We start from the raw sequence: 26,108 nt of genomic DNA, 5'->3' as shown, positions 1-26,108 counted from the left end.
TCAGCGCCCGGCAGAGTGGCAGAGGCCACGGACGCACTGGAAGACGTGGAACTGCTGTTGCCGGCGCTGGCCGCCGAGGAGCCGCTCGAGGTGGCGCTGCAGCGCCTGGTCGAGACAGCTCTGAAAGTGGTCGGCGGTGCGGACGCGGTGAGCGTGACCGTCCTTTCCGGAACGGGGCCGAAGACCGCGGCCTCGACCCACGACTGGGCGATCACTGTGGACGACAACCAGTACGCCGCCGGTGACGGGCCGTGCCTCGAAGCCGCGCGGCAGCGGGAACCCGTGCTCGTCTCGGGGGCCGAGGCGTTCGACCGGTGGCCCCAGTTCGCCTCGGACGCCGTCCGGTTCGGTGTCCTCGCCTACCTGTCGACGCCGTTGGCGCTGTCCGGCCCGGCGGAACGTGATCTGATCGGAGCACTGAACGTCTACGGCTTCCGCCAGGATTCGTTCGACCGGTTGGACGAAGCACTGCTGAAACTGGTCACCACGGCCGCCGCGATCACCATCAACAACGCCCAGCGCTACGCGAAGATGCGTGACCTGGCCGACAACATGCGGATCGCGATGGCGTCGCGCGCGGAAATCGAACAAGCCAAGGGGGTGCTGATGGCGGTGCACGGGGTCAACGCAGAGGAGGCGTTCGCCAGACTCGTCGATCAGTCGCAGCAGACCAACACGAAGCTGGCGATCGTGGCGCGCGAGTTGCTCACATCACTGCGCCGGAACTGACCACATCACCGTGACCTGCGGAAACAGTCTACCCAGGCGATGTGGTTACCCCGGATCGAGCAATTCTAACCACTTGTCCTCCCCCAGTTGTGCCTCAGTCACCGGCTCCGTACGGTTGAAGGATCACCACGGTTGAACACACAGCCGCGCTGACGTGTTGCACAACCGGAAGGACTCCTGTGAGCACCTCAGACTCTCACCCCGGCATTGATGCCCAGCCGGGCGCGTTGCTCACTGTCGACGTACAGCCGCACCCCCGCGGGATCCCGCTGATGCGCGTGCTCGGTGATGTCGACCTGGCGACGGCGCCTGTGTTCCAGAAAGCAGTTCGGGAACAGTTGGCCCAGCGGCAGAAGTTCGTCGTGGACATGGACGGCGTCGACTTCCTCAGCTCCGCGGGCCTCGCGGTGCTGGTCGATCTGCGCCAGCAGATGGCCGACCAGGACCTCAAGTGGGCCGTGGTCGCCGCCCGGCAGACAGTCACCCGGCCGCTGGAGATCACCGGCCTGCTGACCATCCTGCCGATCTTCGACACCGTTCCCGCCGCCGTGGACGCCGTCGCGGGCTGACCCGCGTTCCTGGCTCAGTCACGCCCGTCTGACCCGCCTCGGTGCGCCGAGGCGAGGTCGCCGAGCCATCGCGGCCTCGGCACATCGTGCTCGTCGCACCAGTCGATCATGCCGATGGTCCACAGCAGAACGTGGGCGAGCACCTCGATGGTCGCTTTGAGACCGGTGTCCTGCAACGCGAGCTCCACCTGGAACCGCGCTTCGTCGGTGTGGGTGTTGAGCTGGGCGAGCAACGCCCGCACCGCGGCCCGCACCGGCGGACTCGTCTCGTCGATGTCCAGCAGCGAGTCGTCGTCACCGGTCAGCTCCAGCCCGTAGACGTTGTCCTCTTCGGACGTCCCGGACGCGGTGAGCATCATCGTCGCCAGCGCGGAGATCAGCTCGGACACGATCACGTGGGATTCGCGGCCGTCGTCGGCCCGGTCGGCGGTGAGCCTGGCCATCTCGAGGACGAGGCTCTCGTCGTCGCCTGCGCGCATCACACCGACCAGGTGCCGGATCCGTGATCGCGGGTTGCTGTCAGTCATCGGTCTTGGTTCACCCCAAGGGTCTTCGACTCATGCGGCGGTGGTGGCCTCAGGACTCGCATCGGACCGCAGTGCGGCGACGAAGTCGGCCACTGCGGCGGGCGGGGGGCTCACCTCGCCGTCCAGCCTTGCCACCACGTCGAGATCACGTCCCATGTCCGGCTCGGTGGCGATCGACCAGCCACTGCCGGCGTCCCACAGCAAGGCGACGTCCCGGCCGGATAACCGCCAGTCCAGCGCCACATAGGCCCATGCGGGCGCTTCCGAGCCCCAGCAGCACGATTCCAGTCCGACACCGACCTGCGCGCTCACCGCGGCGAGATAGTCCCTGAGGTCATCGATCACAGCTGCAGGGTGGACAGATCCGGGTGTGGTCAAACCTCGCATCCGTGTTACGTCACGCCCACGTGGGTAGTCGGGGGGCATGACCAATGCACTGACAGGCCGCCGGGTCGCCGTACTCGCGGCGGACGGCGTCGAACAAGTCGAACTCGTGGAACCGGTCAAGGCGGTGCGCGCGCAGGGCGCGACGACGGAGCTGCTGTCCATCGACGACGGGTCGATCCAGGCGATGAACCACGACGTGGAGACGGCGGACACGTTCCCGGTGGACAAGAAGGTCTCCGAGGCGTCCGCCGACGACTACGACGCGCTCATCCTGCCCGGTGGCACGACGAACCCGGACAAGCTGCGGACCGACCCCGCCGCTGTGGCTTTCGTCAAGTCTTTCGTGGAGTCCGGCAAGCCGGTCGGGGTGATCTGCCACGGACCGTGGACCCTGGTCGAAGCCGACGTGGTGCGCGGCAGGACGCTGACCTCGTGGCCCAGTGTCCGCACCGACATCCGCAACGCGGGCGGCACCGTGGTGGACGAGGAAGTGGTCGTGGACGGCAACCTCACGTCCAGTCGCAACCCCGACGACCTGCCCGCCTTCTGCCGCGAGGTCGTCACCCAGTTCGCGCAGGGTCGGCTGCACGCCGGCACGTGACCCGTGATGACAGCCGACACAGCCACTCGACGATATCGACGCGCTTGTGACTACCTCGCGGCGAGCATGATCTACCTGCGGGACAACATCATGCTGCGCGATCCGCTCAAACCCGAGCACATCAAGCCACGGCTACTCGGCCATTGGGGAACGTGCCCCGGAATCACGTACGTCTACGCCGGGCTCAACGGCCTGGTCACCAGGACAGGTCAGCGGACGCTGCTGGTGACCGGGCCGGGCCACGGCGCCCCGGCCGTGCACGCCAACCTGTGGATGGAGGGCACGCACGCGCTGCTGGACTCGTCGTTGTCGCTCGACGAGAACGGGATGACCGAGCTGGTCAAGCGGTTCTCGTGGCCCGGTGGCTTCCCCAGCCACCTCTCGCCGCACGTTCCAGGCGTGATCCACGAAGGCGGTGAGCTGGGCTACGCGCTGCCGACCGCGGTCGGCGCGGCACTGGACGACCCGGAACTGCTGGTCGCGTGCGTGATCGGCGACGGCGAGGCCGAGACGGGCGCGACCGCGGCGGCGTGGCACGCCAACAAGTTCCTCAACTCGCGCACCGACGGCCGGGTGTTGCCGATCCTGCACCTGAACGGCTACAAGATCTCCTCACCGACCGTGTACGGCACGATGAGCGACGAGGAGCTGATCTCGTACTTCCTCGGCGCGGGCTGGTCACCGACCATTGTGGACACCCGAACGGCCGCGGATCCCGACCTCGACCTGGCCGAGGCCCTCGACCAGGCGCTCGCCGTGGCCCGCCCGATGCTGATCGTCCGATCGCCGAAGGGTTGGGGCCTGCCGAGCCACGACGCGCACGGCACCCCGTTGGCCGGGACGTTCCACGCGCACCAGGTCCCGCTCGAAGGCGTGACCGAGGACCCGGCCCAACTGGCGGTGCTGGAGGCCTGGCTGCGCTCCTACCGGCCGCAGGAGCTGTTCGACGAGAACGGCCGCCCGTTCGACGACCTGCTCAGCCTGTTACCACCGGACAAGCTGCGGATGGGCCGTGTGCCGCAAGCCAACGGCGGCACTGTGCGACGCGAACTGCCGTTGCCGCCCTTGGCCGGGCACCGCGTGGACGCCGCCGAACCCGGCAGCAACGACGCCAGCGCGAACGAGGCCCTCGCCGGGTGGCTCGCCGAACTGTTCGGCACCACCGAGGACCGCAGGGACTTCCGGATCTTCTGCCCGGACGAGCTGGAATCCAACAAGCTCGGCGCCGTGCTCGACGTCACCGACCGCGCGTTCACGTGGCCGGTCAACGGGTACGCCGAGCACGTCAGCCCGGACGGCCGGGTCGTCGAGGTGCTGTCGGAGCACCTGTGCCAGGGTTTCCTGCAGGGCTACCTGCTCACCGGCAGGCACGGGCTGTTCCCGTGCTACGAGGCGTTCGCCTCCATCGTGGACTCGATGGTCAACCAGTACGCCAAGTTCCTCAAGATGTCGGCCGAGGTGCCGTGGCGTGCCCCGGTCGCGAGCCTGAACTACCTGCTGACCAGCGAGGGCTGGCGGCAGGAGCACAACGGCTACAGCCACCAGGGCCCCGGTTTCATCAACAACATCCTGACCAGGAAGGCGTCGGTGGCCAGGGTCTACCTGCCGCCGGACGCCAACACGCTGCTGCACACCGCGCGGCACTGCCTGGCCGGGACCGGGCAGATCAACCTGATCGTGGCCGGCAAGCAGGAGTACCCGCAGTGGCTGGACTTCGACGCCGCCGAGGCGCACTGCCGGGCAGGCGCCGGGGTCTGGGAGTGGGCCGCCGACGACGACCGGCCGGAGGTCGTCCTGGCGTCCGCCGGGACCGTGCCGACCGTGGAGGCGCTCGCCGCGGTGTCACTGCTGCGGCGGCACACGCCGGATCTGCGGATCCGGATGGTCAACGTCGTCGACCTGCTCTCGCTGGCGCCGCCCGACCGGCACCCGCACGGCCTGGCGTCCGACGCGTTCACCCGTTGTTTCGGCACGGACGTCCCTGTGGTGTTCGCGTTCCACGGCTACCCGTCGGCCGTGCACGAGACCCTGCACGGCCGTGATACGCCCCAACGGTTCCACGTGCACGGTTACCACGAGGAAGGCACCACGACCACCCCGTTCGACTTGTTGGTGGCCAACAGCATGAGCCGGTACGACCTCGCTGCGGACGCTGTGCGGCGCGCGTGGGACAGCAAGGACACGTCCGCCGCCACCGCGTTGATCGACGAACGCGACACCCTTCTGCGGTCGGCACGGGACAACAGCGTCGACCCGCCCGAGATCACTGAATGGCGTTGGAATCCATGACCGCAGTCCTCACTGTCAACCCCGGTTCGCACAGCCTGCGGCTGCACGTGGTCGACGCCGATACCGACGAGATCCTCGCGGCGGCCACCAGTACGGACAAGCCGGATGCCCAGTCCGCGGCCAAGACACTGCGCGAATTGCTCGGTGACTTGGACACCCCTCCCGACGCGGTCGGGCACCGGCTCGTCCACGGTGGACCGCACCTGCGCTCCCCCACCGTGGTGGACGATTCGGCGCTCCAGCACGCACGCACAGCCGCCGAACTGGCGCCCGAGCACGTTCCTGTCACCTTGGACATCCTGTCGGCGGCGTGCGACCAACTGCCGGACATACCGCATGTGCTGTGCCCGGACACCGCCTTCCACGCCTCCCTGCCGGACGTGTCGACCACGTACCCGGTTCCGGAATCCTGGCGACGCGACCACGGCATCCGCCGGTACGGATTCCACGGGTTGTCCTACGCGTGGGCGACGTCCCGCGCGGCGGAACTGCTCAACCGCCCGGCCGAGTCGTTGAACCTCCTGCTGGCGCACCTGGGCGGTGGGTGCTCGGTCTGCGCGGTGCGCGAAGGGTCCAGTGTGGACACGTCGATGGGTTTCACGCCGTTGGACGGCGTGCCGATGAGCACCCGATCGGGTGGTGTGGATCCCGGGATGCTGTTGTGGCTGCTCGACCGCCTGACCGCCGACGAGGTGCGCGACGGCCTGTACCACCACTCCGGACTGCTCGGCCTGTCCGGGATTTCCGGCGACACAAGGCAACTCGTGCGTTCCGCCGAGGCAGGCGACGACCGGGCCCGGCTCGCGCTCGACGTCTTCACCCGGCGGGTCAGCCAGGCGCTCGCCGCGATGGCCGTGACGCTGCCGCGGCTGGACGCGCTGGTGTTCACCGGGGAGATCGGCTGGGACCAACCGGAAGTGCGCCAGGCCGTCTGCCAGGACCTCACCAGGATCGGCGTCCCGGCCACCCTGCCGGTCGGCAACCCGGTCACCGACCGGGTGCTGTCGTCGCCGTTCGCGCCGGTTCTGGTGCTGGCCGTGCAGCCGCGCGAGGAGTTGCAGATCGCACGGGAAACCTCGAAAGCGCTGGTGTGAGCGCGCCGGGGCCGGGTAATCGATGGGAGAAGGCAACCACACCGACACTGGAGGCACTCGAGTGACGACCATCCAGGAATCGATCGACGTACGCGTCCCGGTTTCCACTGCCTACAACCAGTGGACGCAGTTCGAGTCGTTCCCGTACTTCATGGACGGTGTCGAGCGCGTGGTCCAGGTGACCGACACGATGACGCACTGGGAGACCAACATCGGTGGTGTCCGCCGGGAGTTCGACGCGCAGATCACCGAGCAGCACCCCGAGGAACGCGTCGCGTGGCGTGCCGTCGACGGGCAGAAGCAGGGCGGCGTGGTGACGTTCCACCGCATCGACGCGGAGAACACCCGGGTGAACGTGCAGATGGACTACGACCCGGACACGTTCACCGAGAAGGTGGGCGCGGGGCTCGGGGTGATCGACCGCAAGGTCAAGGGCGACCTGGCCCGCTTCAAGGAGTTCATCGAGAAGCGCGGCGAGGAGACCGGCGCGTGGCGCGGTGACGTCGACCGCTCACCGCAACGAGGCGAATAACCCCAGTACAACCCTCGTGAGTGGTTTGGCCGGTTCTAACCGGCCAAACCACTCACGATGTGTTTTTCGCGTGACCGCGCCCAAGAACACGATGGTCCCTCCATCTGCCGCGTCAACGCGGCCGCCTCGGAGTGCAGGGGTGGGCGAAGCGTGGTCCCAGACTGCAATTGGTTTAAACCAATCGAGTCAACACGTCTAAAATAAAGCTGTAAATAAAGTAGCTGGACACAAGCACCCGGCCAGCCGGGAACCCTGTCAGCAGATGAAGTCCTCGCTGGTCGCCGAGCCGATCAGGCGGAACTTGCGCTGAGTGCGCTGGTAGAACGTGGTCCGCCCCAGCCGGACCACCCGCGCCGCACCGGGCAGCGCGGTCAGGTCGATCATCGTCCCCGGCTGCACCCGGCCGATCAGGCGCCCGTCCGCCTCCAGCGCGACCTCGCTGCTGCCGGCCGCGACTTCCAGCGCGAGTTTCTCGGTCGTGGACAGGAACAACGCGCGGTTGAACGCCGAATGCGGGGCCGCGGGTGTCACCAGGAGCCCTTCGGCGCGCGGGGACACGATCGGCCCACCGGCGGCGAAGTTGTACGCCGTCGAACCCGTGGGGGTGGCGACGACGACCGCGTCGGCCGCGTACTCCACGAACGGGTGACCTTCGACGTGCAGCATCACCTCGGTCATGCCGTAGCCGGGCACCCTGACCAGCGCGATGTCGTTGAACGCGACGATGTCCTCGTCGCCCATGGTCGCGCACAAGCCTGATCTCGTCTCGACCGTGAACCGGTGGTCGTCGATCGCGTTCAGCGCGCTGCCGAGTTCGGGGACGTCGACTTCGGCGAGGAAACCGAGCCGCCCGAGGTTCACCCCGAGCACCGGGATCCGGTTGCCGATGCGGAACGCGCGGAGCATCGTGCCGTCGCCGCCGAGGCTGACGATAAGATCCGCCCGCTCGGGCAGTTCGTCCTCGGTCACCGGCTTCACCAGTCCGTTGGCCCGGACGACCTCCTCGGCCAGACCGAAGACGTCGGTCTGCCGGGCTTGCGCCCACGCCGTGATTGTCTCGATCACCGGGACGCAGTCCCGGCGGGGGTGCAGGACCAGACCTATGGCGCGGATCAAACGGATCACCTCGGCAAGAATTGGATAACCCTGGCTACCGCACCGCGAGCCTATCGACATTCCCGCCGGCGCGAGCCTCGCGGAGCGCTCGCTGCTCGTCAGGACCACCCGTTCAGGCTGTTCACATGGTGACACGCTAATGTGTGAGGTATGCCAATGACGGCGGTGAAGCGGGCGTTCAAGTACCGCTTCCACCCGACTGCGCAGCAGGAGCGGGAGTTGCTGCGCACCCTTGGCTGCGTTCGCCTGGTGTACAACCGGGCGCTGCAGGCCCGCACCCAGGCCTGGTACGCCGAGCAGCGGCGGGTGAACTACGCCGAGACCTCGGCTTTGCTGACGGCATGGAAGAAGACCGAGGACCTCGCGTTCCTCAACGAGGTTTCCTCGGTGCCGTTGCAACAGTGCCTGCGGCACCTGCAAGGCGCCTTCGTCAACTTCTGGGAGAAGCGCGCGAGGTACCCGCGCTTCAAAAGCCGCAAGCGCGGGAAGGCCTCGGCGGAGTACACGCGGTCGGCGTTCCGCTGGCGTGACGGGCGGCTGTGGCTGGCGAAAATGGACCAACCGCTGGCGATCCGCTGGTCCCGGCCGCTTCCGGAGGGGACCAGGCCCAGCACAGTGACGGTGTCCCGCGACCCGGCCGGCCGGTGGCACGTGTCGATCCTGGTCGAGACCAGCGTCGCCCACCACGCCCCCACCAGCGCGGCGGTCGGGGTGGATGCCGGGATCACCTCGCTGCTGACCCTGTCCAGCGGGGAGAAGATCAGCAATCCCAAACAGGAGCGCCGGGAGCGCGCCCAGCTCGCGACGGCCCGGCGGCGCCTGGCGAAGAAGACCGTGGGGTCGGGCAACCGGGCCAAGGCGTATCGGAAGCTCGCCAGGGTCCACGCCCGGATCGCTGACCGACGCCGGGATTTCCTGCACAAGCTCAGCACTCGGCTCGTTCGTGAGAACCAAACGATCGTGATCGAGGACCTGCCCGTGTCCGGCATGCCGCGCGACGGCCGCCCGGCACGGGCGATCCCGGACGCCACGTGGTCGCAGTTCCGCTCCCAGCTGGAGTACAAAGCGGCCTGGTACGGCCGCCGGGTGATCGCCCTCGACCAGTGGTTCCCGTCCAGCAAGACCTGTTCGGCCTGCGGACTGCTGCTCGACGCCCTGCCATCCGGGGCCCGGGAGTGGACCTGCCCCGGATGCGGGGTCACGCATGACCGCGACGTCAACGCGTCGCGGGCGATTCTGGCCGCCGGGCTGGCGGTCGCGGCCTGTGGAGGCGGTGTCAGACCAACCCGGCGGCAGCCGGCGAGGCAGTCGCCTGTGAAGCAGGAAACCCAACCCGCGAGAGTTGGGATTCCCGCCCGTGGCTAGGCGGGGAGAAGTCAAGTTGGCAAGATACGGCCGTTCGGGTGACGCAGGCGAGGAGGCAGCAGGGTGAACCCGCAGACGACGCAGGTCGACGACCTCCGACTGGTCGCGTTACCGACCGCCGTGAACTGCGCGGACATGTTCGTGAGGTTCGCGCTCACCGAGTGGTCGTTGCGGCAGATGCAGGACGAGGCCAGCGGCGTGGCGTGCGAAGTGGTCCGCGCGGTGGTGCGGGCGAGCGACACGAAGGTCCCCGGTTTCATCACATTGCGGTTACGACTGCACGGCGACGTCCTCGTGATCGAGGTCGAGGACGCCGCGTTGCTGCCGCCGGTGGTGCCGGACACGCTGGCGGACCGGAAAGCCGGGGTGATGTCGCTGCAGGGCGGCGGAAACCTGATCTGGTGCGAGGTGGCTCTCCCGGTCGGGATGAACGCCTCAGCGGTGCCGCTGCCCCGCCGGGAGCGCCGCAAGCCGCCGCAGAGCGCCGCGGCAGCCGAACCGGAGCCCGCGGACGTCGACGACGAGTTCTTCGAGCGGCTGTTGTCGAAGCTCAACCGCCCCGGAGAACCACCCACGGACAACGGCCCGCACGGGCTGCGGTAGAACACCCGTGTGACCAAAGGTTCGACGTCCGACGACCCGTTGCGGGTCGACCGGCGGGTGCAAGGCCCGGCGGTCGTGCTGCACGTGGCCGGCGAGATCGACATGAGCACCGCGCCCATGCTGGCCGAAGAGTGTGATCAGGCGATCGATTCGTCGACCGACCGGGTGGTCGTCGACCTGACCGACGTGACCTTCTTCGGCTCGGCCGGGCTCGCCGTGCTGCTGGACGCCCGCCAGCGCGGCGAGCAGGCAGGCGTCCAGATCAGGCTGGTCGCTGGCAACCGCCCGGTGCTGCGCTCGATCGAGATCGCGGGCGTGCAGGACATGCTCCCGGTCTACCCGGACCTGGCGGGCGCACTGGCCTGAGCGCGACGCGACAACCGATGCGGGCCGTGCGCCCGATACCTGGCCACCTCGAGATCCGAGCGGTACGCGGCGGAAGCCGCCGCGTCGCCCTCCCGGAACGCCCGGATGGCCAGGCGATCAGTCGTCAGCACGTCAGCCGCCCGGCATCACGATCACGTTCGACGGCACCGCGGTGTCGTTGCGCAGCGCCTCGAACAGCGCCTTGGACTTGGCCTCGTCCCACACGATCACCGACCCGATCTTGGGCACACTCCGCGTGCCGCTGAACGGCACGCTCGTGCTCACGGTGGACCCGTCGCTGGCACCCGAGATGGCGAAGCCGAGGCTGGGCAGGTTGTGCAGGTGGTCGCCCTCGCCGAGGGTGATCGCGTCCGGCGCGTCGGCCAGCAGCGGCACCAGCCGGAACGGGTTGAGGATCGTGCCGGGGCTGGCGACCTTGTCCATCAGCGCCGAGATGAACTGGCGCTGCCGGATCACCCGGTCGAGGTCGGCACGCGGCCCGACTCGCGTCCGGACGTAACCCAGCGCGTTGGCACCGTCGAGGTCCTGGCACCCGGCGGGCAGGTCGATTCCGGCGAGCGGGTCCTTGAGCGGCTTGTCCAGGCACATGTTCACGCCACCGACCGCGTCGACGACGCTGGCGAACCCGCCGAAGCCGATCTCGATGTAGTGGTCCAGCCGCAGGTTGGTGTTCTTCTCCACGGTCTGCGCCAGCAGCTTCGGGCCGCCGAACGCGTACGCGGCGTTCAGCTTGTTCTTGCCCTTGCCCGGGATGTCCACATAGGAGTCGCGCAGCAGGCTGACCATCGTGGGCTTCTCGTTGTTGTCAGGCAGGTGCAGCAGCAGCATCGTGTCGGTGCGCTGGCCCTTGGCGTCTCCTGTGGCCAGTCGCTCCTGGTCCTCGGCGTCCAGCCCGGCCCGGCTGTCGGACCCGACGATCAGCCAGTTCGTGCCCTTGCCCGCGGCCGGGCGGCCCGCGTAGTCCTCCAACGCGTTGACCCGGTTGAACGACGACTCGAGGTAGATCCACGTCGCCGCGATCAGCACGACGATCGCGAGCAGGATGATCAGCAGGATCCGGCCGACCCGGCGCTTGCGGCGCGGCGGCCGTCCGCTGGATCCGTACTGCGGCACCTCCTGGCCGGGGTCCTGGGGCGGCGGGGGCTGGCGGTAGCCGCCCTGCGGGCGCCGGTCGTAGCCCTGGTGCTGGCGGTCGTAGCCCTGGTGCTGGCGGTTGTGGTCCTGGCCGCGCTGCGGAGCACCTCCCGGTATGCGGAAGGTTCCTGCCTGGCCGTCCCTCGGACCGTGCGGCTGACTCATCCTCGTCCTCATGTGTGTCCCCCGGCTTTTCAAGGATGTTCACAGGACGTGACACCGCATGCCGAGGTTGCGTGCACACACCCTACGGAGTCACCTCATCACCCCTCGCGTGAGTGCGCGAGCTGACCGGTGACGAACTCCCGTACCAGGTCACGCCATACCCTGGGCTTGCGCAGCAGGGCGTGCGTCTCCCCGTCGACCCACCGCAGATCCACCCGATCGGTCACCTCTCCGGCCCGCCGCGCGTAATCCCGCGTCTTGCGGGGATCGGTGACCCGGTCGAGCGTGCCGTGCGCGACGAACACCGACCGCCCGGCCAGCTGCTGAACCGGATCACTGGATTCACACCACGGCGCCAACGCGCACACAGCGGTGACAGCGGGGTCATCGGCAACACGGAACGCCACACGTCCACCCATCGAGTGACCGATGACGACGACGGGGACCCCGGGAAACCGGCCGCGGATCTCGTCAAGAGCCCACCGCGCGTCCACGACGGGGTCGAGGCGGGGCGCGTTCCACCCGCGGAGCCGGTTGACCAGCTGGAACACGGCGACACCGTCGATCCGCGCGAGATCACGGCCGAACGGCACCATGCGCAGGTAAGCCAGCCCGTAGCGGGGCATCGGCCCCTCGCCGTGCTCACGACCACCGTGCAGCAAGAGCGCGATCACCCGTGGATCGCCGGAACCGAGCTGGTGCAGATGAGGGCCGGACATATTAGCCACCCTAACCATTCGGTGCCCTGCCCCAGCCGGATTGCCGGAATCCCGGGTGGATACTCGACGAGTGATCGAGCACATCGGGATCAGCACAGACCAGGGCCGCTTCGACGGGTTGGCGGCGGGCCCGGACGACGGCCGGGGCGTGCTGCTGCTGCACGGGTTCCCCCAGGCGTCGACGGAGTGGGAACACCAGCTGGCGACCCTCTCGGCAGCGGGGTACAGGGCGGTCGCGCCGGACCAGCGCGGCTACTCCCCCGACGTCCGCCCGGAGCGCCCGGAGGACTACAGCATCGAGGACCTCGCAGCCGACGTGATCAGGATGGCGGACGAACTGGGCTGGGCGAAGTTCGACCTGGTGGGCCACGACTGGGGCGGCAACGTCGCCTGGCACACAGCAGCCGAACACCCGGACAGGGTCCGGACGCTGGCGGTGGTGTCGATCCCCCACCCGGGCGCCTACGCCCACGCCCTGAAGACGGACGAGGACCAGCAACAACGCTCCTCCTACATCCCCACGCTCCAGAACGTCCGAGGAGCGGAGAAACAACTGCTGGCCAACGACGCGGCAGCACTCAAGCAGCTCTACGAAGGCGTGGTCCCCCGCGACCACGTCAGGGAATACGTCGAACGCCTCTCGGAACCAGGAGCACTGGTGGCGGCCCTGAACTGGTACAGGGGAATCAAGTACAGCGGGCGAACGGACAAGGTGAAGGTCCCGACCCTCTACGTGTGGGGAACGGAGGACGTGGCCTTCGGCTCGACAGCGGCTCTGGCAACAGAGGACTGGGTGGAAGGCCCGTACCGCTTCGAGATGTTCCAGGACATCGGCCACTGGCTGCCGGAGCAGGCGGACGAGGGACTGAGCCGCCTCCTGCTGGAACACCTGTCCCAGCATGGCTGAGGTAGCGGGACTGGTCCTGGCGGCGGGGGCGGGCAGAAGATACGGGATGCCGAAGGCAAGAGTCCGCTTCCGTGGCGAGCTGTTCGTGCAACGAGCGGTCCGAGTACTGACCGAGGGCGGCTGTTGCCCCGTGCTGGCGGTGCTGGGAGCAGAAAGCGAGGCAGTGCGCAGCCAAGCACCGCACCTGAACGCCGTTGACAACCCGGACTGGCAACAGGGAATGGGATCATCACTCCGCGTCGGCCTGAAGGCGGTGAACGCGGACGCGGTGATCATCCTCCCGGTGGACACACCAGGAATACGAGCAGAAGCGATAGCCAGACTCAGACAACGAGCGACACCACAAGCCCTGCTGAGAGCGAGCTACCACGGCGAACCAGGCCACCCGGTCCTGATCGGAAGAGAGCACTGGGAAGCCGTGTACGAACTGGCAACGGGAGACGCGGGAGCCAGGGAGTACCTACGCAAGCACAAACCGGACCTGATCCCCTGCGAGGACGTGGCAGACGGCTCCGATGTAGACAGCCCGGAACACCTGCCGCCAGAGTGAGGAAACAAACCCGATAGCCCGCAGAAGCGCGAAAACCGCGTGCCGCGAGCCCAAAAACCAGCACCAAGGACCCAGAGCAGTACCAAGGACCCAAGAACCCCAGCACGAAGAACGCGAGAAACCACGAGGAAAATCAAGAACCCGACCACCGAAAGCCCGAAAACCCAAGAGCGGCGCCGATTCTACATGGGGTGGGGTGGCCGTAAGCTTGTGGGCGTGGAGAGCCCCGCCACTTTGGAAGTGCTGAACCATAGATAATGAAGGGGCTCCGCCTTTACGCTCGATGAGGCCACCCCCGGGGTCTCCATGTCAAATCGGCGACGCCCCAACCCACCAAGCCCAAGAACCACACCACCGCCAACACCCGACCCACCCAAAGGGCCAAGAACCACACCACGCCAATCAGCACCACCCAGGCACACCAAGGCCAAGAACCAGACCATGGCCACCGCCAACACCCGGCCCACCCAAGGGGCCAAAAAACCGCACCACGGAAATCGGCAAGAACCCGACTCGCCAAGAACGAACCACCGCACCCGTCGAGACACCGGCAAGACACCGCCGGGACACCGGCGGGCGAAACCACCGGCTGACACCTCTTGACGCCCACCCCCCACTGGTATAGACCATTGCGAGGTCAACCGAGGAGGTACCGCCAGCATGGCCGTATTCGGCAACCTGGTCAGAGATCACCTGACCCGGGTAGAAAAGCACAACGCCGACGCGTTGAACAATGTCGCCGAGTTGTTCCTCGGCAGCATCCGCGCAGGTGGCCTGGTGTTGACCGGCGGCGCCGGGCACTCGCTCGCCGTGGTGGCCGAGACGTTCTACCGCGCGGGTGGCCTGGCCTGCGTGTATCCGCTGTACCACCCCCAGATCCAGCCGTTGCACGGCGCCCGCGCGTCGACCAGCGCCGAGCGGATCACCGGCCTCGCCGAGGAGGTCTTCGGCAAGGTCGAGCTCAGCGGCCACGATGTGCTGGTCGTCTTCTCCACCTCCGGTGTCAACCCGTACCCGGTCGAGCTCGCGATCGCCGCGCAGAACGCGGACATGCCGGTCGTCGCGGTCACGTCCTCGCACGCCAACGCGGCGGCGCCGCGCCGGGCGGACACCACGCTCGCCGAGAACGCCGCCATCGTGCTCGACACGCTCGTGGCTCCCGGCGACTCCAGCTACCCGCCGGAGGCACCGGTCACCTCCGCGTTGTCCACTGTGGCCAACGCGTTCCTGTGGGGCGAGATCCTCGCCCGCCTCGTCGACAAGGCCACCGCCGCGGGCGTGGAGATCCCGTTGTGGCGCAGCTCCAATGTGCCCGGCGGCGACGAGGCCAACCAGCGCTACCTAGACCTCTACGGCCCCCGGGTCCCGCAGCTCTGACAACGGCCGGGCGAACTGCGTGTTGTGCAGTTCGGCGTAGCGGCCGTCGCGGTTGAGCAGTTCGGTGTGGCTGCCGTGCTCGACGATCCGGCCGCCTTCCACCACGAGGATCTGGTCGGCCGCGCGGATGGTGGACAGCCGGTGCGCGATCACGATCGCGGTCCGGCCGTCCAGCGCGTGCACGAGCGCCTCCTGCACCGCGGCCTCCGATTCGGAGTCCAGGTGCGCGGTTGCCTCGTCGAGGATCACCACGCGCTGGTCGGCCAGCAGCAGCCGGGCGATCGTCAGGCGTTGCCTTTCCCCGCCGGACAGCCGGTACCCGCGTTCGCCGACGACCGTGTCGAGGCCGTCCGGCAGCGAGGCGATCAGCTCGGTGAGCCGGGCGCGGTCGAGCGCTTCGGTGACCTCCTCGTCGGTTGCCCCCGGCCGCGCGTAGGCGACGTTGGCGCGGATGGTGTCGTGGAACAGGTGCCCGTCCTGCGTCACCACGCCGACCGTGTCGCGCAGCGCGTCGAACGAGAGGTCCTTGACGTCCACATCGGACAGACGGACGACTCCGCTGTCCACATCGTACAAGCGGGGGACCAGCGACGCGATCGTCGACTTGCCCGCGCCGGATGATCCGACCAGTGCCACCATCTGGCCGGGCTCGGCTCTGAAGCTGATGCCGTGCAACACTTCCCTGCCACCGCGGGTGTCGAGCGCCGCGACCTCCTCCAGCGAGGCCAGCGAGACCTTCTCGGCGGCCGGGTAGCCGAACCGCACGTCGTCGAACTCGACCGAGACACCACCGGCGGGCACCGTACGGGCGTCCGGCTTCTCGGTGATCATCGGCTCCAGGTCCAGCACCTCGAAGACGCGTTCGAACGACACGAGCGCGGTCATCACGTCGACGCGGACGTTGGCCAGCGCGGTCAGCGGCGAGTACAGCCGCGTCAGCAGCAGCGCCAGCGCGACGACCGTGCCGGGGGCGAGTTCACCGCGGATCGCCAGCCAGCCACCGAGGCCGTACACCAATGCCTGCGCCAACGCGGAGACCAGCGTCAGGCTGGTCATGAACCAGCGGGTGGCCATCGCGTTCTTGATGCCGATGTCCCGCACCCTGCCCGCTTTGGCCCCGAATTCCTCCGCCTCGGCTTTCGGCCGCCCGAAAAGCTTCACCAGGGTCGCACCGGGCGCGGAAAAACGTTCGGTCATCTGCGTGGTCATCGACGCGTTCAGCCCGGAGGCTTCGCGCTGCAGGTCGGCGAGCCTGCGCCCGACGCGTTTCGCGGGCAGCACGAACACCGGCAGCAGAACCAGTGCCAACGCGGTCACTTGCCAGGACAGCGTGACCATCACGGCGAGCGAGAGCGCCAGCTGGATCACATTGGCGACCAGACCCGACAGGGTGGACGTGAAGGCGCGCTGCGCACCCATTACGTCGTTATTCAGCCTCGACACCAGCGCGCCTGTCCTCGTCCTGGTGAAGAACGCGACGGGCATGCGCTGCACGTGTCCGAAAACCGAACGGCGCAGATCGAAGATCAGCCCTTCGCCGATTCGCGCCGACTGCCAGCGCTCGACCAATCCGAGTCCGGCGTCCAGCACCGCGATCGCCGCAATGAGCACGGCCAGCCAAATCACCGAAGAGGCGTCCCGGCCACCGACAATCGCGTCGACGACCCGGCCGGCCAGCAATGGTGTCGTCACTGCCAGCACTGCCGACGCGACGGTGAGTATCAGAAACGCAATCAGCAACCTACGGTGCGGTTTGGCAAAACGCAGTACCCGTCGAACCGTGCCTTTCCGAACTCCCTTTGGCGCGTCGGCACTGCGCGCCGCTCCCATCAACAGACCCCAGGTTCCGTCCACCCGGCACTCCTCACTCTCTGGCCGGGTCAACACCCATGAAGTGCTGTCCCTTCCCCATCGGTACAGTTTTCGCTGTGGGCGATCGGCGCAAGGCTCTGGGGTGGGACGTCGCCATCTACGCGGCGTGCGCCGTGTTCGCGATCGTCACCGCGCTGTGGTCGGAGTTCTACGGCTACCGGATCTGGGGCAACTTCGCGTCCGTGGCCTACGCGCTGGGCGCCGTGCACGCGGTGTGGCTGCTGACCACGTCCGGCACGGGCTGGCTGCGGTCGCGCTGGATCCCGGTCGGCCTGGTCGGCGGTGCCGGCATGGTCGCGCCGCTGATCGTGCTGGTCTTCCGCAGGCTGACGGGCTCGGACTGGGTGATCAAGCCGTTCCAGTGGGCCGCCCAGCCGGAGGTCTGGGTGATCGAGCGGTCGGCGAGCCTGCTGTTCGACACCGGAACGCCCTACGTGGACATCGCCGGGTTGCCGCGTCCGCCCGAGGTCAACGATTACACGCCCTACGGGCCCGCGATGGCGGTTTTCGGCATGCCAAGGGCGCTGCTGGGCGGCGCGATCACCGACGCGCGGATCATGTTCGCCCTCACCGCGATCGCGACCGTCCTGGTGAGCCTGAAGCTGCTCGGCTGGCCGAAAGCGCCGGTGCGGGCCGCGCACCTGGCCGTGGTCAGTCCGCTGACCGCGCTGACCTTCGCCGTCGCCGGTCCGGACCTCGCCATCATCGGCCTGATCATCCTCGCGGGCGCGCTCGCCACCCGCGGCAGGATCGTGTGGTGCGGGATCGTGCTCGCGCTGGTGGTGAGCATGAAGCTGAGCGCGCTCCCAGCCGTGGTGGTGATCGTGTTCCACGTGGTCACCACCAGGGCCGGTCGCGCGTCACTGCTCAGGTTCGGCACCGCGGTCATCGGGGTCACCGCGCTGCTGAACATCCCGGTGCTGATCGTCCACCCGGGAGCCTTCGTCGAACACGTGATCAAGTTCCCGTCCGGGACGGGCATGATCACCTCACCAGCGGCAAGCCCACTGCCTGGCCATTTGATCTCGAGTGCCGGTCAAGTGGGGCATGCTGTCGCACTCGTCCTGCTCGGGCTCACCGCTCTGGCGCTGACCGTCTGGCTGTTCGTCCGCCCACCGGCGACCGGCTCGGACACGATGCTCAAGGCCGCGATCGGACTCGGCGCCGCGATCCTGATGGTGCCTGCCAGCCGCTACGGCTACCTGGTGTACCCACTCGTGCTGTGGGGGGCCGCGATGACGTTCGCGGTGGCCGAGCGGGCCGCTTCCCGGCCGGCCGAACCGCATGATCTGTCGTTGTCACAGGCCCGGTAGAACACGGGTGCGCTGGGAGAACAGGCCAGACAGCCGCTACTTCTTCTTGGTACGCGTGGCACCGCCACGGCCACGCAGCTGCACCCCGGACTCCGACAGGACCCGGTGCACGAATCCGTACGACCGGCCCGTCGACTCCGCCAAAGCGCGGATGCTGGCGCCCTTTTCGTACTTCTTCTTCAGATCAGCGGCTAGCTTGTCGCGCGTACTTCCAGTAATGCGCGCGCCTTTCTTGAGGTCAGCCACGTCTCCGCCTTCCGTAGCGAGTAACTAGGGTCACATGCGACCCCTGCGCCCGCAATGATCGAACACGGAAGCGCGGAACGCCAGGCGAGTTGCAAAAATCATCATGAAGTCGCCCACTCGCACTACTCCATCCGAGTGGATCACCGATGATCGAGGCGCATCCGTGCGGGATTCAGGCCAACTGGACCAACTCGAGATAGTCTGGCGACCAATGATCCTCGGTGCCGTCCGGCAGGAGGATCACCCGCTCCGGCTCGAGCGCCTCGACCGCACCGGGGTCGTGGGTGACGAGCACGACCGCGCCCGAGTAGCGGCGCAGCGCGTCCAGAACCTGTTCGCGGCTGGCCGGATCGAGGTTGTTGGTCGGCTCGTCGAGCAGCAACACGTTGGCCGCACTGGAGACCAGGCCCGCCAGCGCGAGCCGGGTCTTCTCCCCGCCGGACAACGTCCCCGCGGGCTGGTCCAACTGCTCGCCGGTGAACAGGAATGTGCCGAGCAGCGTACGCAGCTGCTGCTCAGGCGTGTCCGGCGCGGCGTGCCTGATGTTCTGCCACACGCTCGCCTCGTGGTCGAGGGTCTCGTGTTCCTGCGCGTAGTAGCCCAGCCGCATGCCGTGTCCGGGTAGGACAGTCCCGGCGTCGGCGGCTTCCCGGCCGCCGAGCAGCCGCAACAACGTCGTCTTGCCCGCGCCGTTGAGGCCGAGCACGACCACCTTGGAGCCGCGGTCGATGGCCAGGTCGACGCCGGTGAACACCTCGAGCGAGCCGTAGACCTTGGTCAGCCCCTCCGCGGTCAGCGGGGTGCGGCCGCACGGCGCGGGATCGGGGAACTTGATCCTGGCGACCTTGTCGGCCTGCCGCTCCTGCTCGAGGCCGGACAGCAGCTTCTCCGCGCGCTTGGCCATGTTCTGCGCGGCAACGGCCTTCGTGGCCTTCGCGCGCATCTTGTCGGCCTGCGCCATCAGCGCACCGGCCTTCTTCTCCGCGTTGGCGCGTTCGCGGCGGCGGCGCTTCTCGTCGGTGGCGCGGGCTTCGAGGTACTTCTTCCAGCCCATGTTGTACAGATCGAGTTCGCCGCGGTTGGCGTCGAGGAACCAGACCTTGTTCACCACGGCGTCGAGCAGTTCGACGTCGTGGCTGATCACGACCAGTCCGCCGTCGTGCGACTTGAGGAAGTTGCGCAGCCAGTTGATCGAGTCCGCGTCGAGGTGGTTGGTCGGCTCGTCCAGCAGCAGGATCGTGGCCGACTTGCCGCCGGCGCCCGCGTCGGACGCGGCGAACAGGATCCGGGAGAGCTCGACCCGGCGCCGCTGGCCACCGGAGAGCGTGCCCATCGGCTGGGCCAGCACCCGGTCGGCCAGACCGAGGTTGCTGCAGATCCGCGCGGCCTCGCTCTCGGCGGCGTACCCGCCGAGGGCGGCGAACCGCTCCTCCAGCTTGCCGTACTTCTCGACCGCCTTCTCGCGGGCGCGCTCGTCGACCAGCTCGGCCATGGCCGTCTGCGCCTTCTCCATCTCGCGCAGCAACTGGTCGAGACCACGCGCGGACAGCACGCGGTCCTTGGCCGTGACGGACAGGTCACCCTCGCGGGGGTCCTGCGGGAGGTAGCCGACCTCGCTGGTGCGGCGCACGGCGCCCGCGTACGGCTGGCCTTCGCCTGCCAGCACCTTCAGCGAGGTGGTCTTGCCCGCGCCGTTGCGGCCGACCAGGCCGATGCGGTCGCCCGGCTGGACACGCAGTGTCGTTTCCGAGAGCAGGATGCGCGAGCCAGCGCGCAGCTCCAGATCGATAGCAGTGATCACCAGTAGGGCTCCATAGACGGGTGGCACGCGGTGGCGACCACGATTGTCTAGTTTACAGACCCTGGCGAACCGTTTTCGCCACGCCCACGCGATTAAATGTCCACAATAGACGGGACGGGCGTGTGCGCTTCGCGTCTCACGCCGGTCGCGTGTCACCATCTTGGCCATGAGCAAGCCGCCAACGAGCAAGTCGCGCGGTTCCCGGATGGAGCGGATCGCCGAGAGTTCGAGCGCGACGAACCTGGAACTGTTCTTCGACCTGGTCTTCGTGTTCGCGTTGACGCAGGTCACGGCTTTGATGGCGGAGTCGCCGACCGGCACGGGGCTGCTGCGCGGGGCGCTGCTGCTCAGCGTGATCTGGTGGTCGTGGATCGGCTACTCCTGGTTGTCCAATTTGGTCAAGGCCGACGAGGGGCCCGCGCGCACCGCGATGCTGGCCGCGATGGCCGCGATGTTCCTGCTCGCACTGGCCATCCCCGAGGCCTTCGACGACCTGCCAGGTGGCCTCGACGGCCCGCTCGTGCTGGCGTTCTGCTACTTGCTCGTGCGGGTCGTGCACGTCTGGCTGTTCTGGATCGCCGCCGAGGACGACGCCGGGCTGCGTGCCCAGATCCTCCGGTTCGTCCCGTCCATGATCGGCGGCACGGCCCTGCTGGCGATCGCCTCCCAGCTCACCGGCACGGCGCAGACACTGCTGTGGGCCGCCGCGGTGCTGGCCGACTACGGCGGCACGTTCCTGATCGGCACGGCCGGGTGGCGGCTGAACTCGGCCAGGCACTTCGCCGAGCGCTACGGCCTGATCATCATGATCGCGCTGGGCGAGTCGATCGTCGCGATCGGCGTCGGCGTCACCCACCTGGCCATTTCGTGGCCGATCGTGCTGGCGGCCGTGCTCGGCCTGACCATCGCCGCGGCGCTGTGGTGGTCCTACTTCGACACGCACGTGATCATCTGCGAGCGCGCGCTGAGCGACGCGCGGGGCGACGAACGGGTGAGCATGGGCCGGACGGCGTTCACCTACCTGCACCTGCCGCTGATGATCGGCATCGTCCTGCTGGCCCTCGGCCTGAAGAAGGTCCTCGGCTACGTGGGCGGTGAGCACGGCCACACGCTGTCCGACCCGCTCTACGGCGCCCCGCTGTGGGCCATGTACGGCGGTGTGGCGCTGTTCATGTTCGGGTACGCGGCGGTGTCGTGGCGCTGCATCCGCAGCCTCAAGGTGCAGCGTGTGGTGCTCGGCGTCGTCCTGCTGGCACTGGTGCCCGTGGTGGCCAGCCTGCCCGCGATGGCGAGCCTCGGCGTGCTGACCGCGCTGCTGGTCGCCTTGATCGTCTACGAGTGGGTCAAGTACCGCGATCTTCGTGACGAGATTCGCCACGCGGACCACCACTGAGCGAAGGGGCCGGGCACGAGACCCGGCCCCTCGTCATCAACTACCTGGAGTCACGAAGCCCGACACGTGCAGTGAGAACGCCCGCAGCGAGCCAGTGTCCCGGTTGGCGGTGTCGCGCACGTGGAAGCTCCACGTGCCGTCCGCGACCCCGAGTGCGCCCTCCAGCGGCTGGTACGGCCGCCAGGAGCCGGTGTACGGCGCCTTGTCGGACGTGGCACTGGTGATCGACTGCGCGGCGGTGTCGTCGAAGACCGCCTTGCAGATGTTGTGCCCGTTGGAACCGTTGCCGGAGAACACCGTGACCGTGCCACCGGTCGGCGAACGCAACGTGCCGACGAGATCGCTCACGAAAGTGTGGTCGATACCGACAGTGGTCGCGCCCGTGTCAGTGGTGCACTGCGTGCCGTCGATCGAGAACGTCACGCGGCTGGCTGGGCCGATCCCGCTGACCTGGACCGGCACGGTCACGCCCGTCGGGTCGTTGTCCGGGATCGCCAGCGGCGCGCCCGTGTAGGCGAAGTCGTGCACCACGGTCGACGGCTGGCCGACCTTGACGGGGAACCTGGCCGTGGTCGGCGACTGCGAACCGGCGAAGGTCACCTTGGCGTCCAGCAGGACCGGTGTGCCCAGCGGGTGGTTGGCCGGAACGGTGATCGTGAAGTTGTTGATCGCCGTCTGGCCCTTGTCGATCGAGCCGTAGAACTTCGAGCGCGGCGCGATCGTCACACCCGCGGTCGGCGACGTGAGCACGACGCTGGTGGACGCCGCCAACCCGTCACCGCGGTTGGTCACCGGCAAGGTGACGGTCGCGGTGTCACCCGGGTCGATGAAGGCTCCGCCGTCGCTGGCGCGCACGGTCGGCGCCTGCGGCTCGGCCAGCGGCTGCGGGCTCGCACCGGTGTAGGCGAGAACCTTGTCAGCCAAAAGGATTCCGGCGCCCGACCGGTTGTCGACGCCGGACTGTTCGATGTCGACGCTCGTGGTCACGAGCGCCTCACGGACGTCCGCGGGCGAGATGCCCGGGTTGCCCGACAGCACGAGGCCCGCGATGGCAGCGGCGTGCGGCGCGGCGGCCGAGGTGCCGTAGAAGGTCTCGAAGCCCGGCGCGGTCGTGCTCACGCCGTCGGCCGCGGTGATCTCGGGCTTCTGGCGCACCACGCCACCGGTGGACGAGACGTTGCCCGGCGTGACCGGGGTGCCGTCGGCGTTGTAGATGATCCGGCGCGGGCCGTCGGAGGTGAACCGCTCGACCTTGGACGCCGGCCCGAACGAGCCGGGGAACGGTCCCTTCGGGTTGGGCGGGTCGCCCGGTTCGAGGTCGAACGGCAGCGGCGTGGCCGCCGGTGCCGCGCCGACAGCGAAGGCGTCCTTGGCCGCCGCGTGGCCGAAGAGCTGGCCGGGAGTGTTGTACGCGGTCAGCACGCCCGAGGTGTCCTTGAACCGCCCGCGCAACGCGGACAACGACAGGTAGCGGTTCTCACCCTTGAACTTCACGATCGCCACCCGCAGACCCTGACCACCGAGGCGTGGCGTCTGCACGCGTTCGTACGCGTCCGCCGCGCCGTCCTGGTAGTTCTGGCTCGCCGAGACGACGTTGCCGTTGCGGTCGAGGAGGAACAGGTCGTAGTCGTTGGCCGACCGGCCGATCGGGTCGGACCAGTTCAGCAGAACCGGGACGTCGGCGGACGAGGCGTCGGAGATCGGCTGGTAGATCTGGACCCCGTTGGCACCGGCGAAGTTGTGCGCGGTGCCCGCCCACTTGCCGATCGACAGGCCGGAGTCGGCGAAGTCGCCCTCCCAGTGCGCGGCGGTGCCGTCGACGACGTTGCCCTCGTTGCCCGCTGAGGAGAAGTAGAGCGCGCCCGCCGCGGTCACGTCGTTGACGGCCTGGGCGATGATCCAGTCCTGGAACACCGCTTCCTTGAAGTAGATGACGTCGTCGACGATGACGTCGCACTTGGCGTCGAAACGGAGTTTCCGGATGTTGTCGGCGAAACTTGCGTCGGAGCGGAACGCAGTGGCGAAACCGAGCCTGGCGTTGGGGATGAGGTCGTGGATGATCTCCAGCATCGCGGTGCCCTCGTCACCGGACCCGCCCTCGCCGGGAAGCACGTCGACATCGGGCAGCTCACCGGCGGCCTGCGACGCGCGCAGCGAGTCGACGCCGTCGGACAGCGCGCAGATCTTGACGCCGACACCGGTGACCCCGAACTGCTGGCGGGCCTTGTCGGCGTTGTGCGCCCGGTCGCCCTCGCTGACCACAGGCTCGGCCTTGACCGACAGGGCAGCCTGCGTGCGGGCGGCGACCTCCCTGGCTTTGGCTTCCTTGCTGGGTTTCTTCGCGTCCCTCGGACTGGCGGGGGTGGTCAGCTGCCGTGCGGTCATCGCCCCGACCGCGGGCTCGACGAACTTGACGTCCTTGCGCGCGGCGATGCCCTCGGCGGCGCTGACGGGAATCTCGGCCCGCACCGAGCCGTAACGCTCGGACACCGACCGGATGCCCGCGCCGATCTTGCGCAGGTGGTCGAGCAGGTCGGCGGACGCGGTCCCCCGGATGTCCACAGTGACCCGGTCGGCGGCCACACCGGTCTGCAGCGCGGGAACAGCGGCCCGCAGACCGCGGCCGGCGGCATCGGCACCCCGCTTGGCGAGGACCAGCGAGGTGTCCAGCTTGGATTCGGTCGGCGTCTGCGAGCGCTTGAGCTCCTGCAGCGCGGAAATCTGTTTGGCGGCGTTGGCCGCGGCGTCGGCGGGCGCCTTGCCTGCCGGATCGGGCCCGGCGGACGCGGGCGCGGTGACGCTCAACGAAAGCAGAACACCCAGTGACGCGGCTAAGAATCTTCGATTCAGCCGAATGGCTGCACGCACTAGTCCCCTCCCAGTACTCCGACGCGTGCCCCGACACACGCGGACGATCCCGGGTGAGCCCCGGATCGCGCAGACGGTATGTCGCGGGAACACCCGCCGAACAGCAGCCGTATGAGTGACACCGATGCCACAAGCAGTCACGGAACGAAACCTGCACGCGAAAACCACCGAACTTCGGCGGGTACAGCGCACCCCCGGAACAGGACTACCTTGCCGACATGGCAGCACAAAGGTGGCGTTCGGTCACGCTGGCACTGATAGCGGCGACCACGATCCCCCTCCCCGCGGCACAGGCGGCGGAGAAAGCGGGGAAACCACCGTGCGCGGACCTGGTGATGGGCACGGGGGACGAACTGCACCCGGAAGGCATCGCCTACGACCCCAACGGAAACCGGTTCCTGATCGGCTCGGTGACACACGGAACGGTCTCAATCGTACGGCCGGACGGCTCAGCCCGAACGTTGGTACGGGACTCGAACCTGATCACCACCATGGGCCTGGCGGTGGACGCGAGAAGAGGACGAATCCTCGCGGTGAACGCAGACATCGGGATAGCCGACGGCTCGACACCGGAGACGAACGGAAAGACGGCAGGACTGGGAATCCACGACCTGAGAACAGGCAAGCGGATCAGGTACGTGGACCTGGGAGCCCTCGACCCGCAGCGACCACACTTCGGAAACGACGTGGCACTCGCACCAGACGGCACAGCGTACGTGACCGACTCCAGAAGCGGGGCGATCTACCGCGTACCGGTACACGGAAGCCCGACGACACTGGTCCGAGACGACAGACTGATGCCGGCAGGAGGAGCGGGCAACGGAGCGAACGGAATAGTCCTGCACCCCAGAGTTTTCCTGCTGGTGGCCCACTCATCAGGAAGGACCCTGTGGCGAATCCCGTTGCACGAGCCGGAAAACCTGACCCAGGTGACGACGGACGAACCAATCGGAGCCCTGGACGGCCTGCTGCTGAACAACCCGAGCACACTGGACGGGATAGACAACACCAGAACCAGCACAAGACTGCTACGGCTGACATCAACGGACGACTGGCGAACCGCAACACTCAAAACCCAAGCGCCGTGGGCAGACCCAGCCCCGACGACAATGGCAAAGGGACGATGCGGCACCTACGTGCTGACCGGAAGGCTGGACCTGCTGCTGAGCGGAACAAGATCAAAAGAGTTCCGCCTGAGAGCACTGCAGTTCCAGGCGAAGCAGGGCAACACCAGCCGACCGGCCGCCTGACGACCGTGAGCGCAGGCAGTGAGAGAGTACGGCCGATCGAAGCCAGAGCAGCGAAGCAGCGAACGAACACACCGAGGACCAAGCAGCGAGCAAAGCAGAAGACCGAGCAGACGGCAAGCAGAGGGCCAGGCAGAAGAGACAAAACCCAAGAGCGGCGCCGATTTCACAAAGGGCAGGGACGCTCGTAAGCTCGTCGGCGCGGAGAGCCCCGCCGCTTCGGAGAGGGCCGCGCCTTGGCCTGCAACAAGGGGCTCCTCCTGCACGCTCGCAGAGGGCGCCCCAGGGCTCCTTTGTCAAATCGGCGCCGCCCCAGC

24 protein-coding genes are annotated in these 26,108 nt (G+C 68.0%); 15 read left to right on the top strand and 9 right to left on the bottom strand.

Features of this window, described 5'->3' with window-relative positions; all coding sequences use genetic code 11:
* Positions 1-15 precede the first annotated feature (15 nt).
* Positions 16-729, top strand: coding sequence for a GAF and ANTAR domain-containing protein (locus AOZ06_RS20800; RefSeq protein ID WP_236952317.1), 714 nt, complete (start codon positions 16-18; stop codon positions 727-729).
* A gap of 179 nt (positions 730-908) precedes the next feature.
* Positions 909-1,298: an STAS domain-containing protein gene (locus tag AOZ06_RS20795; protein ID WP_157233139.1), complete on the top strand. Its 390-nt coding sequence runs from the start codon at positions 909-911 to the stop codon at positions 1,296-1,298.
* A 14-nt stretch (positions 1,299-1,312) separates the two neighbouring features.
* Here AOZ06_RS20795 and AOZ06_RS20790 read toward each other — a convergent pair whose 3' ends face one another.
* Entirely contained in the window at positions 1,313-1,825 is a 513-nt protein-coding gene (locus tag AOZ06_RS20790; protein ID WP_054290932.1) for a hypothetical protein, read from the bottom strand.
* Between the two features lie 30 nt (positions 1,826-1,855).
* The gene (locus AOZ06_RS20785; protein WP_054290931.1) at positions 1,856-2,170 is read right to left on the bottom strand and encodes a DUF6292 family protein; all 315 of its coding nucleotides are present in this window, start codon (positions 2,168-2,170) and stop codon (positions 1,856-1,858) included.
* 79 nt (positions 2,171-2,249) lie between these two features.
* On the opposite strand from AOZ06_RS20785, the gene AOZ06_RS20780 reads away from it, so the two are divergent.
* From AOZ06_RS20780 to AOZ06_RS20765, 4 genes are all read left to right on the top strand, one after another.
* On the top strand, positions 2,250-2,813 hold the full coding sequence (locus AOZ06_RS20780; RefSeq protein WP_054290930.1) for a type 1 glutamine amidotransferase domain-containing protein: 564 nt from the start codon (positions 2,250-2,252) through the stop codon (positions 2,811-2,813).
* A 6-nt stretch (positions 2,814-2,819) separates the two neighbouring features.
* Positions 2,820-5,102, top strand: a complete 2,283-nt coding sequence (locus AOZ06_RS20775; RefSeq protein WP_054290929.1) for a phosphoketolase family protein — start codon at positions 2,820-2,822, stop codon at positions 5,100-5,102.
* Entirely contained in the window at positions 5,099-6,196 is a 1,098-nt protein-coding gene (locus AOZ06_RS20770; protein ID WP_083471821.1) for an acetate/propionate family kinase, read from the top strand. The genes AOZ06_RS20775 and AOZ06_RS20770 overlap by 4 nt, the downstream gene beginning before the upstream one ends.
* A 61-nt stretch (positions 6,197-6,257) precedes the next feature.
* Complete coding sequence (locus AOZ06_RS20765; RefSeq protein ID WP_054290927.1) at positions 6,258-6,728, top strand: SRPBCC family protein; 471 nt, start codon at positions 6,258-6,260, stop codon at positions 6,726-6,728.
* A gap of 255 nt (positions 6,729-6,983) precedes the next feature.
* Here AOZ06_RS20765 and AOZ06_RS20760 read toward each other — a convergent pair whose 3' ends face one another.
* Positions 6,984-7,853 carry an NAD(+)/NADH kinase gene (locus AOZ06_RS20760; protein WP_236952315.1) on the bottom strand — a complete coding sequence of 290 codons (870 nt, stop codon included), beginning with the start codon at positions 7,851-7,853 and terminating at the stop codon, positions 6,984-6,986.
* A gap of 147 nt (positions 7,854-8,000) precedes the next feature.
* On the opposite strand from AOZ06_RS20760, the gene AOZ06_RS20755 reads away from it, so the two are divergent.
* The 3 genes from AOZ06_RS20755 to AOZ06_RS20745 all read left to right on the top strand — a co-directional run bounded on the left by AOZ06_RS20755 (position 8,001) and on the right by AOZ06_RS20745 (position 10,178).
* Entirely contained in the window at positions 8,001-9,209 is a 1,209-nt protein-coding gene (locus AOZ06_RS20755; protein WP_054290926.1) for an RNA-guided endonuclease InsQ/TnpB family protein, read from the top strand.
* A 63-nt stretch (positions 9,210-9,272) separates the two neighbouring features.
* Complete coding sequence (locus AOZ06_RS20750) at positions 9,273-9,812, top strand: hypothetical protein (protein WP_054290925.1); 540 nt, start codon at positions 9,273-9,275, stop codon at positions 9,810-9,812.
* 9 nt (positions 9,813-9,821) lie between these two features.
* Positions 9,822-10,178, top strand: coding sequence for an STAS domain-containing protein (locus tag AOZ06_RS20745; RefSeq protein ID WP_054290924.1), 357 nt, complete (start codon positions 9,822-9,824; stop codon positions 10,176-10,178).
* Between the two features lie 132 nt (positions 10,179-10,310).
* On the opposite strand, the gene AOZ06_RS20740 is transcribed toward AOZ06_RS20745, so the two are convergent.
* The gene (locus tag AOZ06_RS20740) at positions 10,311-11,498 is read right to left on the bottom strand and encodes an LCP family protein (protein WP_083471820.1); all 1,188 of its coding nucleotides are present in this window, start codon (positions 11,496-11,498) and stop codon (positions 10,311-10,313) included.
* Between the two features lie 98 nt (positions 11,499-11,596).
* A complete protein-coding gene (locus AOZ06_RS20735) occupies positions 11,597-12,217 on the bottom strand; it encodes an alpha/beta hydrolase (RefSeq protein ID WP_054290923.1) in 621 nt (206 codons plus the stop codon).
* Positions 12,218-12,287: 70 nt separating this feature from the next.
* Between AOZ06_RS20735 and AOZ06_RS20730 the strand changes: the two genes are divergently transcribed.
* The 3 genes from AOZ06_RS20730 to AOZ06_RS20725 all read left to right on the top strand — a co-directional run bounded on the left by AOZ06_RS20730 (position 12,288) and on the right by AOZ06_RS20725 (position 15,051).
* Positions 12,288-13,124, top strand: coding sequence for an alpha/beta fold hydrolase (locus AOZ06_RS20730; RefSeq protein ID WP_054290922.1), 837 nt, complete (start codon positions 12,288-12,290; stop codon positions 13,122-13,124).
* A complete protein-coding gene (locus AOZ06_RS54200) occupies positions 13,117-13,674 on the top strand; it encodes a nucleotidyltransferase family protein (RefSeq protein WP_083471819.1) in 558 nt (185 codons plus the stop codon). Before AOZ06_RS20730 ends, AOZ06_RS54200 begins: the two co-directional genes overlap by 8 nt.
* 660 nt (positions 13,675-14,334) lie before the next feature.
* Positions 14,335-15,051, top strand: a complete 717-nt coding sequence (locus tag AOZ06_RS20725) for a sugar isomerase domain-containing protein (RefSeq protein ID WP_054290921.1) — start codon at positions 14,335-14,337, stop codon at positions 15,049-15,051.
* On the opposite strand, the gene AOZ06_RS20720 is transcribed toward AOZ06_RS20725, so the two are convergent.
* The gene (locus AOZ06_RS20720; RefSeq protein WP_054290920.1) at positions 15,016-16,905 is read right to left on the bottom strand and encodes an ABC transporter ATP-binding protein; all 1,890 of its coding nucleotides are present in this window, start codon (positions 16,903-16,905) and stop codon (positions 15,016-15,018) included. The two genes, AOZ06_RS20725 and AOZ06_RS20720, sit on opposite strands and share 36 nt — an antisense overlap.
* 74 nt (positions 16,906-16,979) lie before the next feature.
* On the opposite strand from AOZ06_RS20720, the gene AOZ06_RS20715 reads away from it, so the two are divergent.
* Positions 16,980-18,236, top strand: coding sequence for a glycosyltransferase 87 family protein (locus tag AOZ06_RS20715; RefSeq protein ID WP_236952313.1), 1,257 nt, complete (start codon positions 16,980-16,982; stop codon positions 18,234-18,236).
* A gap of 36 nt (positions 18,237-18,272) precedes the next feature.
* On the opposite strand, the gene AOZ06_RS20710 is transcribed toward AOZ06_RS20715, so the two are convergent.
* Positions 18,273-18,482, bottom strand: coding sequence for a helix-turn-helix domain-containing protein (locus tag AOZ06_RS20710; RefSeq protein WP_033391619.1), 210 nt, complete (start codon positions 18,480-18,482; stop codon positions 18,273-18,275).
* A gap of 172 nt (positions 18,483-18,654) precedes the next feature.
* Positions 18,655-20,283, bottom strand: coding sequence for an ABC-F family ATP-binding cassette domain-containing protein (locus AOZ06_RS20705; RefSeq protein WP_054290918.1), 1,629 nt, complete (start codon positions 20,281-20,283; stop codon positions 18,655-18,657).
* 166 nt (positions 20,284-20,449) lie between these two features.
* Between AOZ06_RS20705 and AOZ06_RS20700 the strand changes: the two genes are divergently transcribed.
* Complete coding sequence (locus tag AOZ06_RS20700; protein WP_225954771.1) at positions 20,450-21,676, top strand: low temperature requirement protein A; 1,227 nt, start codon at positions 20,450-20,452, stop codon at positions 21,674-21,676.
* 36 nt (positions 21,677-21,712) lie between these two features.
* Here the strand turns inward: AOZ06_RS20700 and AOZ06_RS20695 are convergent, their stop codons facing one another.
* The gene (locus AOZ06_RS20695; RefSeq protein ID WP_225954772.1) at positions 21,713-24,481 is read right to left on the bottom strand and encodes a S8 family serine peptidase; all 2,769 of its coding nucleotides are present in this window, start codon (positions 24,479-24,481) and stop codon (positions 21,713-21,715) included.
* A 281-nt stretch (positions 24,482-24,762) separates the two neighbouring features.
* Here AOZ06_RS20695 and AOZ06_RS20690 point away from each other — a divergent pair, with 281 nt between their 5' ends.
* Entirely contained in the window at positions 24,763-25,794 is a 1,032-nt protein-coding gene (locus AOZ06_RS20690) for a hypothetical protein (RefSeq protein ID WP_054290916.1), read from the top strand.
* Positions 25,795-26,108: the final 314 nt, after the last annotated feature.

The organism is Kibdelosporangium phytohabitans, from assembly GCF_001302585.1.
In the GTDB taxonomy this organism is placed as follows: Bacteria; Actinomycetota; Actinomycetes; order Mycobacteriales; family Pseudonocardiaceae; genus Kibdelosporangium; species Kibdelosporangium phytohabitans.
The sequence above is the reverse complement of the archived record's forward strand: the minus strand, read 5'-3'. Positions and strand labels throughout refer to the sequence as shown.

Coding starts and splice junctions, on each gene's coding strand:
- AOZ06_RS20735 (WP_054290923.1), bottom strand. CDS start 12,217: ATGTCCGGCCCTCATCTGCACCAGCTCGGTTCCGGCGATCCACGGGTG.
- AOZ06_RS20700 (WP_225954771.1), top strand. CDS start 20,450: ATGAGCAAGCCGCCAACGAGCAAGTCGCGCGGTTCCCGGATGGAGCGG.
- AOZ06_RS20780 (WP_054290930.1), top strand. CDS start 2,250: ATGACCAATGCACTGACAGGCCGCCGGGTCGCCGTACTCGCGGCGGAC.
- AOZ06_RS20790 (WP_054290932.1), bottom strand. CDS start 1,825: ATGACTGACAGCAACCCGCGATCACGGATCCGGCACCTGGTCGGTGTG.
- AOZ06_RS20725 (WP_054290921.1), top strand. CDS start 14,335: ATGGCCGTATTCGGCAACCTGGTCAGAGATCACCTGACCCGGGTAGAA.
- AOZ06_RS20775 (WP_054290929.1), top strand. CDS start 2,820: ATGACAGCCGACACAGCCACTCGACGATATCGACGCGCTTGTGACTAC.
- AOZ06_RS20740 (WP_083471820.1), bottom strand. CDS start 11,498: ATGAGTCAGCCGCACGGTCCGAGGGACGGCCAGGCAGGAACCTTCCGC.
- AOZ06_RS54200 (WP_083471819.1), top strand. CDS start 13,117: ATGGCTGAGGTAGCGGGACTGGTCCTGGCGGCGGGGGCGGGCAGAAGA.
- AOZ06_RS20690 (WP_054290916.1), top strand. CDS start 24,763: ATGGCAGCACAAAGGTGGCGTTCGGTCACGCTGGCACTGATAGCGGCG.
- AOZ06_RS20755 (WP_054290926.1), top strand. CDS start 8,001: ATGACGGCGGTGAAGCGGGCGTTCAAGTACCGCTTCCACCCGACTGCG.
- AOZ06_RS20770 (WP_083471821.1), top strand. CDS start 5,099: ATGACCGCAGTCCTCACTGTCAACCCCGGTTCGCACAGCCTGCGGCTG.